Source organism: Bacillus sp. N13C7, from assembly GCF_026790065.1.
Taxonomy (GTDB): Bacteria; Bacillota; Bacilli; order Bacillales; family Bacillaceae; genus Bacillus.
This window is the reverse complement of the sequence record NZ_JALAMO010000014.1, coordinates 64,139-79,510: the sequence shown is the minus strand read 5'-3', so window position 1 is coordinate 79,510 and position 15,372 is coordinate 64,139. Positions and strand designations below refer to the sequence as shown.

The following is a 15,372-nucleotide window of genomic DNA, read 5'->3' as shown; positions in this document are numbered from 1 at the left end:
TGTTTTCCTTATTAAACATGACGCCTGTCTTTAGGAAATTTGGTTTTGGGGCAATGATAAAAAAGACTCGCCGAGTTTTCGGCCAGTCTCCATTATTTACGAAGTGAGGCAAGTTCTTGAGCAATCGCCTGCATTTCACTTGGGCTGAATGAGTCCTTTCTCATCACCATGCTGTGGAGGTACGTGAGGTCTTCGATCTTTTCATCACTGAAATCCTCCGCTTTGATCACGCCGACATTCAGCATGTTCAGTTTTTGGGAAATGTCTTCAATCATTTGAGTTAACGTTTCTGTATTTGGGCTGGACAAATGGCTCCATCCTTTCTTTACGCGAGATTCGGTATGTTTTATTCTAACAGAATTCGTTCAGAAAAAAACCCTATTCTAAAAGCTGCCCGTTGATTTCAAAAAAGTGGAGACATCAGTTGAAAAGAAAATGAACATCCTACTAAGATATTCATGAAGGTTTCTTTTAAGAGAAATATGGGCAAAGAATAGGGAGGTTGCACAACATGGTAAGCGTATTATTTGTTTGTTTGGGAAACATTTGCCGGTCTCCGATGGCGGAAGCGATTTTTCGGGACTTGGCAGCCCAAAAAGGTTTAGAGGGGAAAATCAAGACGGACTCAGCCGGTATCGGTGGGTGGCACATCGGCAAACCGCCGCATGAAGGAACGCAGGAGATATTGCGCAGAGAAGGAATCAGCTTTGAGGGCATGCTGGCGCGTCAAGTCAGCGAACAGGATCTGTCTGATTTTGATTACATCATTGCGATGGATGCAGAAAATATCGGGAGCCTCAGAAGCATGGCGGGTTTTAAGAACACCCCGCATATCAAAAGGCTTTTGGACTATGTTGAAGATTCAGATCTTGCCGACGTTCCCGATCCTTACTACACAGGGAACTTTGAAGAGGTCTCCCAATTAATCAAATCGGGTTGTGAGCATCTGCTTGCATCCATTCAAAAAGAAAAACAATTGTGAGTGAAAGGAGAATTTGCATGAACAATGAACGTTTAATGCTGAAAGGTATATTTCTCGGAGCTGCGGCAGGCGCGGCGTTATCGCTGCTCCATAAGCCGACAAGACAGGCATGCGGCATGAGATGGCTGACATGCAAGCATAAACTTTCACTGTACAAAAGCAATCCAGAACTGCTGAAAAATACCATAATCACAAAAGTGGATAAGGCCAAGAAGCTCGCCCAAACGCTTTCAGATGAAGTCGGCTTTGTGAATCAGCAAGTGAAAGAGCTGAAGAAAACAACGCCGCAAGTGATGGAGCTTGTGCAAGAAACAAAAGAGCATTTTACAAAAAAATGATCAAACATGTGAGGTGAGACGGACATGAATTTTTTGAAAGAGCTTTTCAGCCGATACACCCTTCATGAGGGGCAAAGCAAATCAGCGGAGCTGGCGTATTTTTTTCTATTGTCACTGTTTCCGTTTTTAATTTTTATGCTGACGCTCACCGCATATCTTCCGCTTTCTACCGATGATGTGCTGGGAGTTGTCGAACAATATGCTCCCGACAGTGCGATGTCCCTCGTTGAATCCATTACCCATCAAACCTTAAATAATCGAAATGGCGGTTTGCTGTCATTCGGGATTATCGCGGCTTTATGGTCTGCGTCTAATGGAATGAACGCCATCGTCCGATCGTTAAATCATGCGTATGATGTGGAGGAAAACCGCTCTTTTATCATTGTTCGTCTAACCTCAATTTTTCTGACAATCGCCATGGTATTTACCATTTTAGTAGCCTTGCTTCTGCCGGTATTTGGCCGCCAGATCGGGATACTCGCTTCAGACTTTGTCGGCGCATCGGACCTGTTTTTATCCGTTTGGGAGGCGGTTCGCTGGGGTGTCAGCCCGCTTGTGCTGCTGATCGTCTTTTCCGCCCTGTATGTCATCGCGCCGAACAAAAAGCTGTCCCTCCGCTTTGTCATGCCGGGTGCGGTGTTTGCGACGATCGGCTGGATCGTTGTCAGCACCTTGTTTTCATTTTATGTCAGCACATTTGCGAACTACAGCGCCACATATGGAAGCATCGGGGGAATTATCGTCCTGATGATTTGGTTTTACTTGAGCGGCATCTTGATTATCCTGGGAGGAGAAATCAACGCTCTTTTACATAAACGTAAAAAGCTTCCTGATGAAAATCCCTATCAATAGCACACCCTATAAACGAACTGCGGTTCAAAAAGATGTCGGGGGGGCTATCGTAATGACCAAGCATACGAAAAAAGGCGGAAGCCACAACAAACAAAATTCGAAAAGCAAATCAAGCAATAAAACAAGCGGAAGCGCCAACGGACAAAACGGCTATCATTAGCATAAAAGCCTCCTGACACTATGTCAGGAGGCTTTTTAATTAGGAAGATGAAGAATAGGTTTCAGCCGGCGACCAGCTTTTCGGTTTACCCAGCACAAGGGCCAGCCACACAACGCTAAGCGTGAGCGTAATGAAATAAAATAAGTTTGCGCTTTCAAATGTCTGCATATACCAGCCTCCGGCAATCGGGCCAAGAATGCTGCCGAGACTGAATGTAATGCCGCAAAGCAGGTTCCCCGCCGGCAGCAGGTGCGGCGGAAGAAGATCTGTCATATAGCTGATGCCAAGTGTAAAGGTTGATCCGACTGCCATTCCCGCGATAAAAAAGCAGCAGCCGATGACGAAAGGCAAAGGGAATACGCCGGCGATGAAAAAGCAGAGCGCCCCTGTCAGTAAAATGACAAGCAGCACATTCCGCCGCCCGTATTTATCGCTGAGGATGCCGAGCGGAAACTGAAAAATAATGCTTCCAATCGCAAATGCGGGAAGGATCAGTGCCACCGCATCTACTGAGATCCCCAGCCGTAGCGCGTATACCGGAAAGCTTCCGTTTAGCGCCGTCTCCAGAAAGCCATAGCCAAATGTAGGCATAAAGGCAACCCATCCAAACAGCATGGCTTGATAAAACCGCCTGAAACTATTGTCTGATTTGGTTTCGCAAGGACTAGTTTCCGGGTATGCATTTTGTAGAAAGAAAACAAAAAGCCATGCAAACAGGCTGAAGCAGCCGGACACGATAAAAGGAAGCGCCGGGCTCAGCTTGACAAACGGAACCATGAACGGGCCCGCAGCAAAACCAAGGCCGAAGGAAAGCCCGTAAACAGACAGATTTCTTCCGCGGTTTTGTTTTGTTGACATGGAGGTCACCCACGTTTGTGTAGAAAAATGAAGCATGTGGTCGCCGATTCCGATGAACAGACGAAGCAGGAACCAGATCCAAACGGACTGAAGCCAAATAAATCCGAACAAGCTTACAATCACAATGCTTCCGCCAATAACAATCAGCGGCTTGAATCCGAGCTTTCTGAGCGGCGCTTCCATAAACGGCGAAGCCAAAAGCACGCCGATATACAGTCCGGTCGCGTGCAGGCCGTTGATGGCAGCCGATTCCCCATTTGTTTCAAAAATAATCGAGATGACAGGCAGCAGCATGCCTTGTGAAAATCCGGAAATGGAAACGAGCAAGACAAGGATAAAAAAATGAAATCGTGACATCGTGTTTGTTCTCCTTATATGGAATCTATGTTGATCGTACAACGATTTCCAAAACCAGGCAACCTGAAAAAAGCCTATATCACAGTAAACATTTGACCTCGTGTAATCATGATGATTTTTGTGAAGAATAAAAATAAAACAAGTCATACAAAAGGAGTTAACTCACCATGAATCGTATCTTTTTTATTTTAGTAGCAGCGGGGATACCGCTTTCTGTGATCGGCAGTTTCATGCATTGGCCTTCTGCCATTCTTTTTGCCGTCTATTGTGTAACGATTATCGCCCTTGCGAGCTATATGGGGAGAGCGACGGAAGCGCTGTCCATCATTGCCGGCCCGCGAATCGGCGGATTGTTGAACGCGACATTCGGAAATGCGGTTGAGCTGATCATTTCCATTTTTGCATTAAAGGAAGGTTTGACCGGGATCGTGCTTGCCTCTTTAACCGGGTCAGTGCTGGGGAACCTGCTGCTGGTCGCGGGCCTATCATTTTTTGTCGGCGGTTTAAAATATAAGCGTCAGGAATTTAACATCCATGATGCCCGCCATAATTCAGGACTTTTGATTTTTGCCATCATTGTCGCTTTTGTCATTCCGGAGGTATTTTCCGTTGGTATGGGCGACGTCAGCAAGCTCAATTTAAGCATTGGAATCAGCATCATTTTGATTCTGTTGTATGTAGCGGCTCTGTACTTTAAACTCGTCACGCACCGCGGTGTATATCAGCCGAACAATGCCGCCCAGCATGTGGAAGAGGAGGAGCCGGAATGGTCAGGGAAGATTGCCACAATTGTTTTGTTTGCAGCAACGATTGCCGTGGCATACATATCCGAAAACCTGGTCCACACCTTTCACTCGGTGGCAGAGCAGTTCGGATGGAGCGAGCTGTTTATCGGGGTCATTATCGTTGCGATTGTCGGTAATGCCGCGGAGCACGCGTCCGCGATTATTATGGCCTACAAAAATAAAATGGATATTGCAGTTGAAATCGCAGTCGGCTCGACGCTGCAGATTGCTATGTTTGTCGCGCCGGTTCTCGTCATTTGTTCCATCTTTTTCCCGGTAAGCATGCCGCTTGTCTTTACACTGCCGGAGCTTGTTGCGATGGTATCAGCCGTTCTCTTAATGATCGCCATTTCGAATGACGGCGATTCCAACTGGTTTGAAGGAGCAACCCTGCTTGCCGCCTATATCATTATGGCGATCGGCTTTTTCCTGCTTTAACCTGAAAAAATGATGGATAACAACAATGCGGGATGAAAAGACTAAGGGAAAATGCCATAGAAAGAGTGATATGATGAAAAAGCTATTTCATTCCACACTTATTGTGTTGTTATTCTTTAGTTTTTTCGGCGTTCAGCCTATCCACGCGAAAAAGCAGTTTAAGGTTCCTAATTCTGTAGCAAGCATTTCGAAGGAAAACACGTATCCAAATGCTTCACAGGATCAGCCGATGCTTCAGCCGAGTAAACTGGCAAAGGAATTGCTCGATCATTCTGAGGTGAAGATTGAAAACCCGCACCTTATCAAAATGCTGAATGAGTCCAACATATCCGGCACACCGCTTGCGGTTGGCTATCGGGCGACAATATTTCTCGGGAAATGGGCGCTCGGCTATGAATCAAATGAAACAGTCGCGAACTGGGAATATAAAAAAATCAATACAAACCGTGCGGATAACCGCGGCGGGAAAGAAACGGCTGAAATGCATTATGCCCAGGAACAGCAGTACAAAGTGAAGGGCGGACTCACAGCTAAGGTTCCAAATGCCGAAGATGTCAGAAGCATGATGATGCTGAAAGCGATGAAGAAAACGAATCTTCCGCTGGCATTTGAAACGGTCGTCGGAGCGGGCACGAAACGGGATCAAATTTATAAAGTAGCTCCTAAAAAATTAGGTTATCTAAACGCATATGCACCGGCTGTGAATGAAAAAGGAAAAGTGACTTACGGAGAAGTGTACTTAGTGCTGAAGGGGAATAAACGAAAACTTGTCGTGAAGAATGTCACATCACAGGGAATCGGCGCCTGGATTCCGGTTCAAGATCACGTCACGTTTGGCTTTCAGCTTTCCTCGCAGCCAAGATAAATAAAAAAACTGATTCCAACTCGGAATCAGTTTTTTTATTGCGTTCTCTCGATTCTGACCGCTTCCTCAAGCATTTGCACATTGTTTTGGTACAGCTGGCGAACGAGAACCCGTCTTGCTGCAAGGCTGGCGCTGAAATAATCATCATCTTTCACCATGCCTTTTACCGTAAATTCAACGCCGCGGTTGATTTTATTTAATGCGGTGATCCCGTGGATTTGAAACGGTTCTGTCGGATTGCCGAATTCATCGCGCTTCAATGAATCCTGAAGCTCTTCATTCAGCATGTCACATGCTTCTTCCAATACGCTGTACACGCGGTCCGGATCTTCCTTAAAGCTAATGAGAAAGGATTCGGTAATCCGCATAAAATCAATATTATAGTTCTCTATCTGTCTGACCTCACCGTTGCTGATGGTGAGCAGCTTCCCGCTCCATTCCCGGATCTGCAGTGAGCGAAGGCCGATTTCCTCTACAGTACCGTTAAACAAATTGTTGACGGTGACATAATCGCCTTTGTGCAGCTGGCGTTCATAAATTAAGAACACACCTGCCAGCACATCTTTAATCAGCGATTGGGCGCCAAAACCAATGACGATACCGGCCACGCCTGCCCCGGCTAAAATTTTGCCGAAATCATGCACAAATAAAGATATAACGTAAAAGATAAAACCAATCGTCGCCGTATACTGGGTGACAGAACGAACCAAGCTTTCAATTGTTTTTTCTTTTCTTTCTTCAATGAAATCCGTCCGTTTAAAAAATAGCTGTACCAGCCGGTTGATGATAAAAACACCAATCCAAAGGATAACGGCAACGAGGAGAATATCAACGATTTTATTTTGAAAAATCTCCGTAAGGGTTTCTTCCATCCGCATCTAACTCCTGGCTTGACGTTTTGTGAAATCTGTATCTTGATAATAACTGTTTTTGACGAGCACATTCGGCCCCAAGCATCGGACATTCGGGCAATGGCAATTCAGCTCTTTTGCAAGCTTCGTCTCTCTCCATTTTTCATAGGCGGAAGGGAGGCTGTCCGTTTGAATATTGCCAAGCGGCGGTGTATCACCGAAATCGGTCACGATAATGTTTCCGTCGAAAATGTTCACATTCAGGCGGGAACGCCCGTCAGGGTCATTTCTCACCGTAACATTTTTCGCCGCGCGAAGCCGGCGAAGCAGCTTTTGATCTTCTTCATCCGGGCTGCAGGCATAAAACGGCAGTGTCCCGAACAGCATCCACGTCTTTTCATCGCGAATATCCAGCAAGCGGTGAATGGCCTGTCTCATCTCTTTCAGGCTGAGAGAATCAAGAGCGCTTGCGAAATCGCTCGGATACATCGGATGGACTTCGTGGCGCTGACATTTCATATCTTCTGTGATTTGGCGGTGAATATGCTCAATATGTGGAAGTGTGCGTTTATTCAGCATTGTTTCCGCAGATACCATCACTCCGGCCTCTACGAGCGTGCGGCTGTTTTCGATCATTTTTTCAAAATAACGTGCGCGCTGCTCGAAGGTTGGTTTTCTGTCCATCATGGCAAAGCCAATTTCAGCGAAATCCTCAACTGTACCCCAGTTATGAGAAATATGTAGCACATCAAGATACGGAATGATCCATTCGTATCGTTCAATGTCGAGGGTCAGGTTTGAATTAATCTGCGTTCGTACGCCCCGCTCGTGTGCATATTTTAATAATGGAACGACGTATTCCTTTACTGATTTTAGCGAAAGCATCGGCTCTCCGCCTGTAATGCTGATGGACCGCAGGCGCGGAATTTCCTCCAGTCGTTTTAACAAAAGATCTATTGGCAGAGCATTCGGGTCTTTAGGCTGCAATGTATAGCCTACAGCGCAATGCTCACATCTCATATTGCACAGTGTCGTCGTTGTAAATTCAACGTTTGTCAGCTGCATGTCTCCATACTGGTCAACATCCATATAGGCTTCCCAAGGGTCAAACTCGGGTGTGATCGGACGCAGCTTCGTGTTTTGTGTCATGACTATCTAACTCCTTTATAAATGGGGCATACTAACGCTGCCAACAGTTAATTTTAGACCTGATTTGACAAGTTCGCAAGTAGCGAAGCAATTGAAAAAGGGCAAAAAATGAGCTACCATAATAAAAAATGAATGGAGGAGCAGAATGGGGAACGCAGTAAACAATAAGGACCAGCAGCTAGATTATTTAAAAAACAGACTTGATATGTTTATGAACGTCATCGATTCATTAGACCCTGAAGCAACCGACGTTGAAGATATAGACAGGCTCATCAGCATGCTTGATGACCTTGAAGCCAAATACGAACGCTTTAAAAAAGATTGGGAATAAAACCGCGCACGCCGCGGTTTTTTCTATTGGCATAAAGCGTCAGTATAAAACGAAGCGCCTTTCTGTAAAATAAGAAAAAATGCAGAAGGAGCGCTGGCCATGAAGTGGATGTGTTCAATATGCTGCGCCGCCGTTTTGCTTGCCGGCGGTGCAGCACAGGCGGGAGCGGTGCCGAATGAGCCAATCAATTGGGGCTTTAAACGCAGTGTCAATCATCAGCCGCCTGATGCCGGGAAGCAGCTGAACAGCTTAATTGATAAATATGACGCGTTTTATTTAGGGAATACAAAGGAAAAAACAATTTATTTAACGTTTGATAACGGCTATGAAAATGGCTATACGCCAAAGGTGCTTGATGTCTTAAAAAAACATCGCGTAACAGGAACATTTTTTGTCACTGGACATTTTGTGAAGGATCAGCCCCAGCTGATCAAGCGTATGTCAGATGAAGGCCATATTATCGGCAACCATTCCTTTCACCATCCGGATTTGACCACAAAAACAGCTGATCAGATCCAGGACGAGCTTGATTCCGTCAACGAAGAGGTCTATAAAATTACGGGAAAGCAGGATAACTTGTATTTGCGCCCGCCGCGCGGCGTGTTCAGTGAATACGTGCTGAAAGAAACAAAGCGCCTCGGCTATCAAACCGTTTTCTGGTCAGTCGCTTTTGTCGATTGGAAAATCAACAATCAGAAGGGAAAGAAATATGCCTACGATCATATGATCAAGCAGGCGCATCCAGGAGCTATTTACCTGCTTCACACTGTATCAAGAGACAATGCCGAAGCACTGGATGATGCGATTACAGATCTGAAAAAACAGGGCTACACATTTAAAAGCCTTGATGATTTGATGTTTGAGAAAGAGATGAAGCTGCCGTCTTTGTAAAAAGAAAGCCTCTCCTTAAAACGGAGAGGCTTTTCTCATTATTTTATACATTTAATTAGTGCGGCCCAATCCAGATCTCCGAAGCCTTGTTCAATCCCGCTTTCAAAATGGCTCTTGGCCAGCTCGGCAAGAGGAAGGTTTGCAGCGACTTGTTCTGCGGCGGCGAGTGCCAGATTGGTATCTTTCAGCCCTAAAGACATTTTGAAACCGGCCGGCTCAAATTTCTCCTCGGCCATGATGGTTCCGTAATTTTGATAGACTGGAGAGCCAAAGAGCGCGCTGGCAATTTCTAAAAATTGTTTTTGTTCTAAACCGTATTTCTCCATCAGTAAGAATGATTCAGATAACGCCTCCAACATGGACACAAGCAGGAAATTGATGCTGATTTTGGCCGCATTTGCTGTCTTGCTTTCTTCGCCGACATCAAATACCTGCTGGCTCAGGCTGTCGAGCAGAGGCTTGGCTGTTTGCTTCGCTTCCGCCGGTCCGGCTGTTATGATGCGGAGCGCAGCTTTGGCGGCGGCATCCGGTCTGCCGAGCACAGGAGCGGAGAGGAAGGATTGTCCTTTTTCTGCATGAGCTGCGGCGAGCTTTTCTGAGAACTCAACACTGATCGTGCTCATCGAGATGTGAATGCCGTTCTCCGCTAATCCTTTAATCAGCCCGTCCTCTCCGAATGTCACAGCACTGACAGAATCGTCATCCGAAAGCATCGTGATCACAATATCAGCGGATTCTGCCGCCTGTCGCGGTGTGTCAGCTGCCTGCGCGCCTTCTGATGCTAGTTCCTCTGCCTTTTGTTTCGTCCGGTTATATACAGTCAATTCGTAGCCTGCTTGAAGCACATTTCGGGCAATGGGCTGCCCCATATTGCCAAGTCCGATGACAGCAATTTTCAATCTGATCACTCCCTGAATATTTTTTCCATTATAAACAAAAGAACATGATATGCCAACAAAAAAAGAACAGCTTCACGCTGTCCTCATTTAAATATATTGAACCATCCTTTATGTACAAACCATATCAGCATCCCGATCACAAGTGCAGCCATCAGGCCAAGCACGGCGAAATACCCGTATTCCCAATGCAGCTCCGGCATGTTGTCGAAGTTCATGCCATATACGCCGGCGATAAAGGTAAGCGGGATGAAAATAGTCGATACGATCGTCAGTGTCATCATAATCGCGTTCATCCGATTTGAGTTCAGTGTCACGTAGCTGTCACGCAAGTCGGACGTCATGTCACGGTTGGATTCCACAATCTCAGATAATTTTAACAAATGATCGTATATGTCGCTGAAGTAGGCTTTCGTTTCGCGCTGCTCTTTCACATGGTCAAGGCTTAAAATCCGGTAGAGCAAATCACGCATCGGAATTATCGTCCGTCTCAAATGCAAAAGATCTGTCCTGAGATCAAATACCTCGTTCATCAGCGTTCCATAGGTTTTATGGGGACGGCTCTCTTCAATTTCGTTCAGCCGGTCTTCAATTTTGTATACGAGAGGAAAATATTCATCAACAAGCTGATCCATGATCATATAAGAAATGTGCCCAGGGCCTTTTTTAAATATGTCCGGTGAAGCATACAAACGCTCCCGGACTTTGGCAATACCGGGCGTTTCGTGTAAATGAAAGGTGACGACAAATTTGTCGCCTTGAAAGATATCGACTTCCTCCGTCTCAAGTGTTTCCTTATTCAGCGCATGAATCACGTAAAAGCGATAACCGTCATAATGGTCAAGCTTAGGCCGCTGCATATGCTGGAAGCAATCCTCAATGGCAAGCGGATGAAAATGAAAAAAATCTCTCAATAACGCCGTTTCCGTATCCTCCGGGCCGTAAAAATCAACCCAGTACCACGCAATATCAGGCTGTTCCACTCGTTCGATCGGTATATTTTTCAGCAGCTGATGCTCTGTTGTAATTGCGGTAATGTTGATCATAAACAACCCTCCACCTGCCATTATATCATGCGGCCTTTATGAGAAAAGTATACGGTGTTCTCTGCCTATTTCCAACGGCGTGTTATACTGAACAAAAAACGAAAAAAGGGTGAATGGCATGTGGAAGGAAAACGTAGCTGCTACGCCTCCGTACCATTTTGACCGCGTGTTAGACAGACTGTCTTTAGACCCTCTTAATGCGGCAGATCGAGAAGCACGGGAAATCCGCGTGCCGATCAGAAACCGGGCGGGGGACGTGTGTATTGTAAAGGTACAGGCGTTAGGCCATGCGGATGAACCTGAGTTTCTCGTCAGCGGAGAAGCGGATCAGGAAGAGATGATGCAGGAAATCAAACGGATTTTTCAATGGGAACATGATTTGCAGCACGTTCTCGATCATTTTTCGAAAACGAGTCTGTCAGCCATTTTTGAAGAGCATGCGGGCACGCCGCTTGTACTGGACTACAGCGTGTACAATTGCATCATGAAATGCATCATCCACCAGCAGCTCAATCTTTCCTTCGCTTACACGCTGACAGAACGGTTTGTCCATGCGTTTGGCGAGCAGAAGGACGGCGTGTGGTGCTATCCAAAGCCGGAAACGATTGCGGAACTAGATTATCAGGATTTGCGCGATCTGCAGTTCAGCATGAGAAAAGCGGAATACGCCATTGATACATCAAGGATGATCGCCGAAGGCACACTCAGCTTGTCAGAGCTGCCGCATATGACGGATGAAGACATTATGAAGAAACTGGTCAAAATCAGGGGCATCGGCCCGTGGACCGTGCAAAACGTCCTCATGTTCGGGCTTGGACGCCCTAATTTATTCCCGCTTGCCGATATCGGACTCCAGAACGCGATCAAACGCCATTTTCAGCTGGACGATAAACCGGCAAAGGACGTCATGCTGGCGATGAGCAAGGAGTGGGAGCCTTATTTAAGCTATGCGTCTTTGTATTTGTGGAGAAGTATAGAATAATTCGTCTGACAATGAAGGAAATCCTGCAAACGTGTTATACTAGAAAGATGTGAAAAAACCATTTCACTTTCTGCCATCTGCAGAAAGCTTCATATAGAAACGGAGAGAACAACGTGAACCAACAAAAGAAACAGGCGCCCGTCGAACTGAAGGTCGGACAAACCTTTCCGCTGACGATTAAGCGTCTCGGCATTAACGGAGAAGGTGTCGGCTATTTTAAGAAAAAAGTCGTCTTTGTGCCCGGCGCGCTTCCTGGTGAAGAGGTTGTCGTGCAGGCCACAAAGGTTCAGCCGAAGTTTTCGGAGGGCCGCATTAAAAAAATCCGCAAGGCGTCGGAGCACCGCGTGGCACCGCCTTGTCCTGTATACGAACAATGCGGCGGCTGCCAGCTTCAGCACCTTGCATACAGCCAGCAGCTTCGGGAAAAACGAGACATCGTCATTCAGTCGCTTGAGCGTCACACGAAGTTTAAAATAGAGAATATGGACATCAGAGAAACAATCGGCATGGACAATCCGTGGAATTACCGCAACAAAAGCCAATTCCAGATCGGGCGCTCGCAAAGCGGCAGCATTATCGCCGGCTTATACGGCCTTGATTCTCATGACATTGTGCCGATTAAAGACTGCATTGTTCAGCATCCGGCAACTAATAAAACAACAGGCATCGTCCGCCGCATTTTAGAGGACTTCAATGTGTCTGTTTATAATGAAAGAAAACGAAAAGGCGACGTCCGCACGATAGTGACGAGAGTCGGCTTTGAAACAGGCGAAGTGCAGGTCGTGCTTGTAACAGCAAAAGAAACGCTTCCCCACAAGGAAGAAATCGTCAAAGCGATCCAAAAGCGCCTGCCAGAGGTCAAATCCATTATCCAAAATGTAAACGGAGCGAAAACCTCTGTGATTTTTGGTGAGAAAACAAAACCGCTCGCCGGAAAAACAGTGATCCAAGAGGTGCTCGGAGACGTATCCTTTGAATTGAGCGCCCGCGCCTTCTTCCAGCTCAATCCGGAACAGACCGTCAAGCTGTATGATGAAGTGAAAAAAGCGGCGCAGCTGACCGGAAAAGAAAAAGTCGTTGATGCGTATTGCGGCGTCGGCACCATCGGCATGTGGGTTGCGGACGGAGCGAAGGAAGTCCGCGGCATGGACGTTATCAAGGAATCAATTGACGATGCCAAGAAAAACGCCAAAAAACACGGCATGACAAATGCCACATACGTAACAGGAACAGCCGAGCACTGGCTCCCGAAATGGACGAAAGAAGGCTTCCGACCTGACGTCGTCATCGTGGACCCGCCAAGAACCGGCTGTGACAGCACGTTCCTGGACACGATCAAAAAAGTCAAACCGAAACGCTTTGTCTACGTTTCCTGCAACCCATCCACGCTTGCGAAGGATTTGCAGGCGCTGTCAAAGGACTATCGCGTGGAATATATTCAGCCTATGGATATGTTTCCGCAGACAGCGCATGTTGAAGCGGTGGCCAAGCTTGTATTGAAATCGTCTAACTAAAATAAACAGCTTCTAATCAGGCCTGGACCTCGGTAAAATAAACAATTCCGATTTTCGGGTCTTTTCCTTGCGTTTTATTTGGGTAGTGACTCAGGAAACAAGGATGCGGCGTATTCCAGCTATTGTAAGAAAATTTTCAGAAACAACACTAGAAAACTGGCTCGTGTACCTAACCCTAAGACTCAAACTGCTTTTTCTTACTTGATTTACTGTGTCAATTTTTTATGTGTGTAAAGATATAAATGTTCAAAATTTACTATCGTTTGATAAGAACTGCTGAAGCATGCTATAAGTGTAAAAGAAGTATGGTCAGCTTGTTAATGTTGGGATAAAGGTTTTGAAATATCCCATAATGAAAGGATTTGAATGTATGATGACAGATAATTTCTGGCGTGAATTACCACGGCCATTTTTTGTACTGGCACCAATGGAAGATGTGACAGATGTTGTTTTCCGGCATGTAGTAAGTGAAGCAGGCAGACCGGATGTATTTTTTACAGAGTTTACAAACTCAGAGAGCTATTGTCACCCGGATGGAAAGGATAGCGTGCGCGGCCGTTTGACTTTTACAGAGGATGAACAGCCAATGGTAGCCCATATATGGGGAGATAAGCCTGAAAACTTCCGTAAAATGAGTATTGGCATGGCAGAGTTAGGATTTAAAGGACTAGATATCAATATGGGCTGCCCTGTGCCTAATGTGGCGGGGAATGGAAAGGGAAGCGGCCTTATTTGCCGTCCCGGTGTTGCGGCAGAATTAATACAAGCTGCAAAAGCAGGGGGATTGCCTGTAAGCGTGAAGACAAGGCTTGGATATACAGATGTAGACGAATGGCGCGACTGGCTGACACACATTTTGAAACAGGATATTGCCAATCTTTCTATTCATTTGCGTACAAGAGCAGAAATGAGCAAAGTAGATGCGCATTGGGAGCTAATACCTGAGATTAAAAAACTTCGTGACGAGGTGGCACCAGATACACTGTTGACAATCAACGGGGATATCCCTGACCGCCAAACCGGCTTGAAACTTGCTGAACAATACGGTGTTGATGGGATTATGATTGGGCGCGGTATCTTTACAAATCCATTTGCCTTTGAAAATGAGCCAAAAGAGCATAGCAGCAAGGAATTGCTTGATCTCTTAAGGCTGCATCTGGATCTTCATGATAAATATTCAGCATTAGAAGCGCGTCCGTACAAGCCTCTTCCTCGCTTTTTCAAGATTTATCTCCGCGGATTCAGAGGGGCAAGTGACTTAAGAAATCAATGCATGAACACAAAGTCAACAGATGAAGTGCGTGCATTGCTCGACGACTTTGAGAGAAAGATCTTGATGGGATAGAGTAACAGCAGTGCTTGATTCAAAAAAGGCTAACAAAATAAAGGGATTTTCACACAATTCTTGACTCAAATAAACCTGGATGTTCGGTAAAATAAACAATTCCGATTTCCGGGTTTTTTTCATTGCAGTCCTTGATCTGTCTGGGCTTTTGGTATTCCTTTTCCTACTTCCGAGATCTAGACTTTATATCGAGGGAAAAGGCAAAATAAATTAAGCCAGTGACAGTCAGTAAGGAAAATGAAGGGGCGGAAAATATACTGTTGAAGAGTCCATCATTTAGTAGTGGAACTTTTTTATCTAAACGATTTATTTGTTACTGACCTTTAGATCTACAAGTATAAATAACATCTTATTTTGACTTATTGACAAAATGTTTTAGTTTCATAAAAGGGACGTTATAGACAAAAATATTAGTAACTATGAATTAATGTAAAATAATCTCTTAATAAGGAATATAATTTTTTAGAGATAAAGTATCAGAAAAAAAGGAATAATATTTACATTTTTAATATATTATGCTAACATTTACTAGGTGTTGGTCATAGATTATAGTGTAGAAGTATAAAAGGGGAAGGATAGTTTATGGCAAAGGTAGTAGAAACAGTTATTAAAGTTAGTTTAGGTTTCCTTAAGGTTGAAAGAAAAGTAACAAAAAAAGTTCCTGATAAGAAGAAAAAGAAAAAGAAGAAAAAGTAATTACATAAAGTGTTATTTCTGTATTTGATATAATTA

15 protein-coding genes and 1 pseudogene are annotated in these 15,372 nt (G+C 45.2%); 10 read left to right on the top strand and 6 right to left on the bottom strand.

The window, feature by feature from the left end; all coding sequences use genetic code 11:
- Positions 1-92: 92 nt before the first annotated feature.
- Positions 93-308, bottom strand: coding sequence for a DUF1128 domain-containing protein (locus MOB98_RS16010; protein ID WP_268360943.1), 216 nt, complete (start codon positions 306-308; stop codon positions 93-95).
- Positions 309-511: 203 nt separating this feature from the next.
- Here MOB98_RS16010 and MOB98_RS16005 point away from each other — a divergent pair, with 203 nt between their 5' ends.
- The 3 genes from MOB98_RS16005 to MOB98_RS15995 are packed head-to-tail and all read left to right on the top strand — an operon-like array spanning position 512 to position 2,172.
- The gene (locus tag MOB98_RS16005) at positions 512-982 is read left to right on the top strand and encodes a low molecular weight protein-tyrosine-phosphatase (protein WP_268360942.1); all 471 of its coding nucleotides are present in this window, start codon (positions 512-514) and stop codon (positions 980-982) included.
- A 17-nt stretch (positions 983-999) separates the two neighbouring features.
- Complete coding sequence (locus MOB98_RS16000) at positions 1,000-1,320, top strand: hypothetical protein (RefSeq protein WP_268360941.1); 321 nt, start codon at positions 1,000-1,002, stop codon at positions 1,318-1,320.
- Between the two features lie 24 nt (positions 1,321-1,344).
- Entirely contained in the window at positions 1,345-2,172 is an 828-nt protein-coding gene (locus MOB98_RS15995; protein ID WP_268360939.1) for a YihY family inner membrane protein, read from the top strand.
- A 199-nt stretch (positions 2,173-2,371) separates the two neighbouring features.
- Here MOB98_RS15995 and MOB98_RS15990 read toward each other — a convergent pair whose 3' ends face one another.
- Positions 2,372-3,547 (bottom strand): MFS transporter, encoded by a 1,176-nt coding sequence (locus MOB98_RS15990; RefSeq protein WP_268360937.1) that lies wholly within the window; start codon positions 3,545-3,547, stop codon positions 2,372-2,374.
- Positions 3,548-3,714: 167 nt separating this feature from the next.
- Between MOB98_RS15990 and cax the strand changes: the two genes are divergently transcribed.
- Both cax and MOB98_RS15980 read left to right on the top strand, forming a co-directional pair.
- Positions 3,715-4,770, top strand: a complete 1,056-nt coding sequence (gene cax / locus MOB98_RS15985) for a calcium/proton exchanger (protein WP_268360935.1) — start codon at positions 3,715-3,717, stop codon at positions 4,768-4,770.
- Between the two features lie 70 nt (positions 4,771-4,840).
- Entirely contained in the window at positions 4,841-5,635 is a 795-nt protein-coding gene (locus tag MOB98_RS15980) for a YfkD famly protein (RefSeq protein ID WP_268360934.1), read from the top strand.
- A 35-nt stretch (positions 5,636-5,670) separates the two neighbouring features.
- Here the strand turns inward: MOB98_RS15980 and mscC are convergent, their stop codons facing one another.
- Together mscC and yfkAB are read right to left on the bottom strand one after the other, a co-directional pair.
- Positions 5,671-6,513, bottom strand: a complete 843-nt coding sequence (gene mscC / locus MOB98_RS15975; protein ID WP_268360932.1) for a mechanosensitive ion channel protein MscC — start codon at positions 6,511-6,513, stop codon at positions 5,671-5,673.
- On the bottom strand, positions 6,514-7,635 hold the full coding sequence (gene yfkAB / locus MOB98_RS15970) for a radical SAM/CxCxxxxC motif protein YfkAB (protein ID WP_268360930.1): 1,122 nt from the start codon (positions 7,633-7,635) through the stop codon (positions 6,514-6,516). It abuts the gene before it with no gap.
- 145 nt (positions 7,636-7,780) lie between these two features.
- Here yfkAB and MOB98_RS15965 point away from each other — a divergent pair, with 145 nt between their 5' ends.
- Positions 7,781-7,966, top strand: a complete 186-nt coding sequence (locus MOB98_RS15965) for an SE1561 family protein (protein ID WP_003239829.1) — start codon at positions 7,781-7,783, stop codon at positions 7,964-7,966.
- Between the two features lie 99 nt (positions 7,967-8,065).
- On the top strand, positions 8,066-8,857 hold the full coding sequence (pdaA, locus tag MOB98_RS15960) for a delta-lactam-biosynthetic de-N-acetylase (RefSeq protein ID WP_268360928.1): 792 nt from the start codon (positions 8,066-8,068) through the stop codon (positions 8,855-8,857).
- Positions 8,858-8,895: 38 nt separating this feature from the next.
- On the opposite strand, the gene MOB98_RS15955 is transcribed toward pdaA, so the two are convergent.
- Positions 8,896-9,756, bottom strand: coding sequence for an NAD(P)-dependent oxidoreductase (locus MOB98_RS15955; protein ID WP_268360926.1), 861 nt, complete (start codon positions 9,754-9,756; stop codon positions 8,896-8,898).
- Between the two features lie 83 nt (positions 9,757-9,839).
- Entirely contained in the window at positions 9,840-10,799 is a 960-nt protein-coding gene (gene corA, locus MOB98_RS15950; protein WP_268360924.1) for a magnesium/cobalt transporter CorA, read from the bottom strand.
- A 118-nt stretch (positions 10,800-10,917) separates the two neighbouring features.
- Here corA and MOB98_RS15945 point away from each other — a divergent pair, with 118 nt between their 5' ends.
- From MOB98_RS15945 to MOB98_RS15935, 3 genes and pseudogenes are all read left to right on the top strand, one after another.
- Entirely contained in the window at positions 10,918-11,781 is an 864-nt protein-coding gene (locus MOB98_RS15945) for a DNA-3-methyladenine glycosylase family protein (protein ID WP_268360922.1), read from the top strand.
- A gap of 113 nt (positions 11,782-11,894) precedes the next feature.
- Positions 11,895-13,295: a 23S rRNA (uracil(1939)-C(5))-methyltransferase RlmD gene (rlmD, locus tag MOB98_RS15940; protein WP_268360921.1), complete on the top strand. Its 1,401-nt coding sequence runs from the start codon at positions 11,895-11,897 to the stop codon at positions 13,293-13,295.
- 373 nt (positions 13,296-13,668) lie between these two features.
- Positions 13,669-14,645: pseudogene (locus MOB98_RS15935) on the top strand (tRNA dihydrouridine synthase).
- The last annotated feature ends 727 nt before the right edge of the window (positions 14,646-15,372 follow it).

Bases quoted from the DNA above. Each gene is read 5' to 3' on its own strand.
- MOB98_RS16005 (WP_268360942.1), top strand. From the start codon at position 512: ATGGTAAGCGTATTATTTGTTTGTTTGGGAAACATTTGCCGGTCTCCG.
- MOB98_RS16000 (WP_268360941.1), top strand. From the start codon at position 1,000: ATGAACAATGAACGTTTAATGCTGAAAGGTATATTTCTCGGAGCTGCG.
- MOB98_RS15995 (WP_268360939.1), top strand. From the start codon at position 1,345: ATGAATTTTTTGAAAGAGCTTTTCAGCCGATACACCCTTCATGAGGGG.
- MOB98_RS15990 (WP_268360937.1), bottom strand. From the start codon at position 3,547: ATGTCACGATTTCATTTTTTTATCCTTGTCTTGCTCGTTTCCATTTCC.
- cax (WP_268360935.1), top strand. From the start codon at position 3,715: ATGAATCGTATCTTTTTTATTTTAGTAGCAGCGGGGATACCGCTTTCT.
- MOB98_RS15980 (WP_268360934.1), top strand. From the start codon at position 4,841: ATGATGAAAAAGCTATTTCATTCCACACTTATTGTGTTGTTATTCTTT.
- mscC (WP_268360932.1), bottom strand. From the start codon at position 6,513: ATGCGGATGGAAGAAACCCTTACGGAGATTTTTCAAAATAAAATCGTT.
- yfkAB (WP_268360930.1), bottom strand. From the start codon at position 7,635: ATGACACAAAACACGAAGCTGCGTCCGATCACACCCGAGTTTGACCCT.
- MOB98_RS15965 (WP_003239829.1), top strand. From the start codon at position 7,781: ATGGGGAACGCAGTAAACAATAAGGACCAGCAGCTAGATTATTTAAAA.
- pdaA (WP_268360928.1), top strand. From the start codon at position 8,066: ATGAAGTGGATGTGTTCAATATGCTGCGCCGCCGTTTTGCTTGCCGGC.
- corA (WP_268360924.1), bottom strand. From the start codon at position 10,799: ATGATCAACATTACCGCAATTACAACAGAGCATCAGCTGCTGAAAAAT.
- MOB98_RS15945 (WP_268360922.1), top strand. From the start codon at position 10,918: ATGTGGAAGGAAAACGTAGCTGCTACGCCTCCGTACCATTTTGACCGC.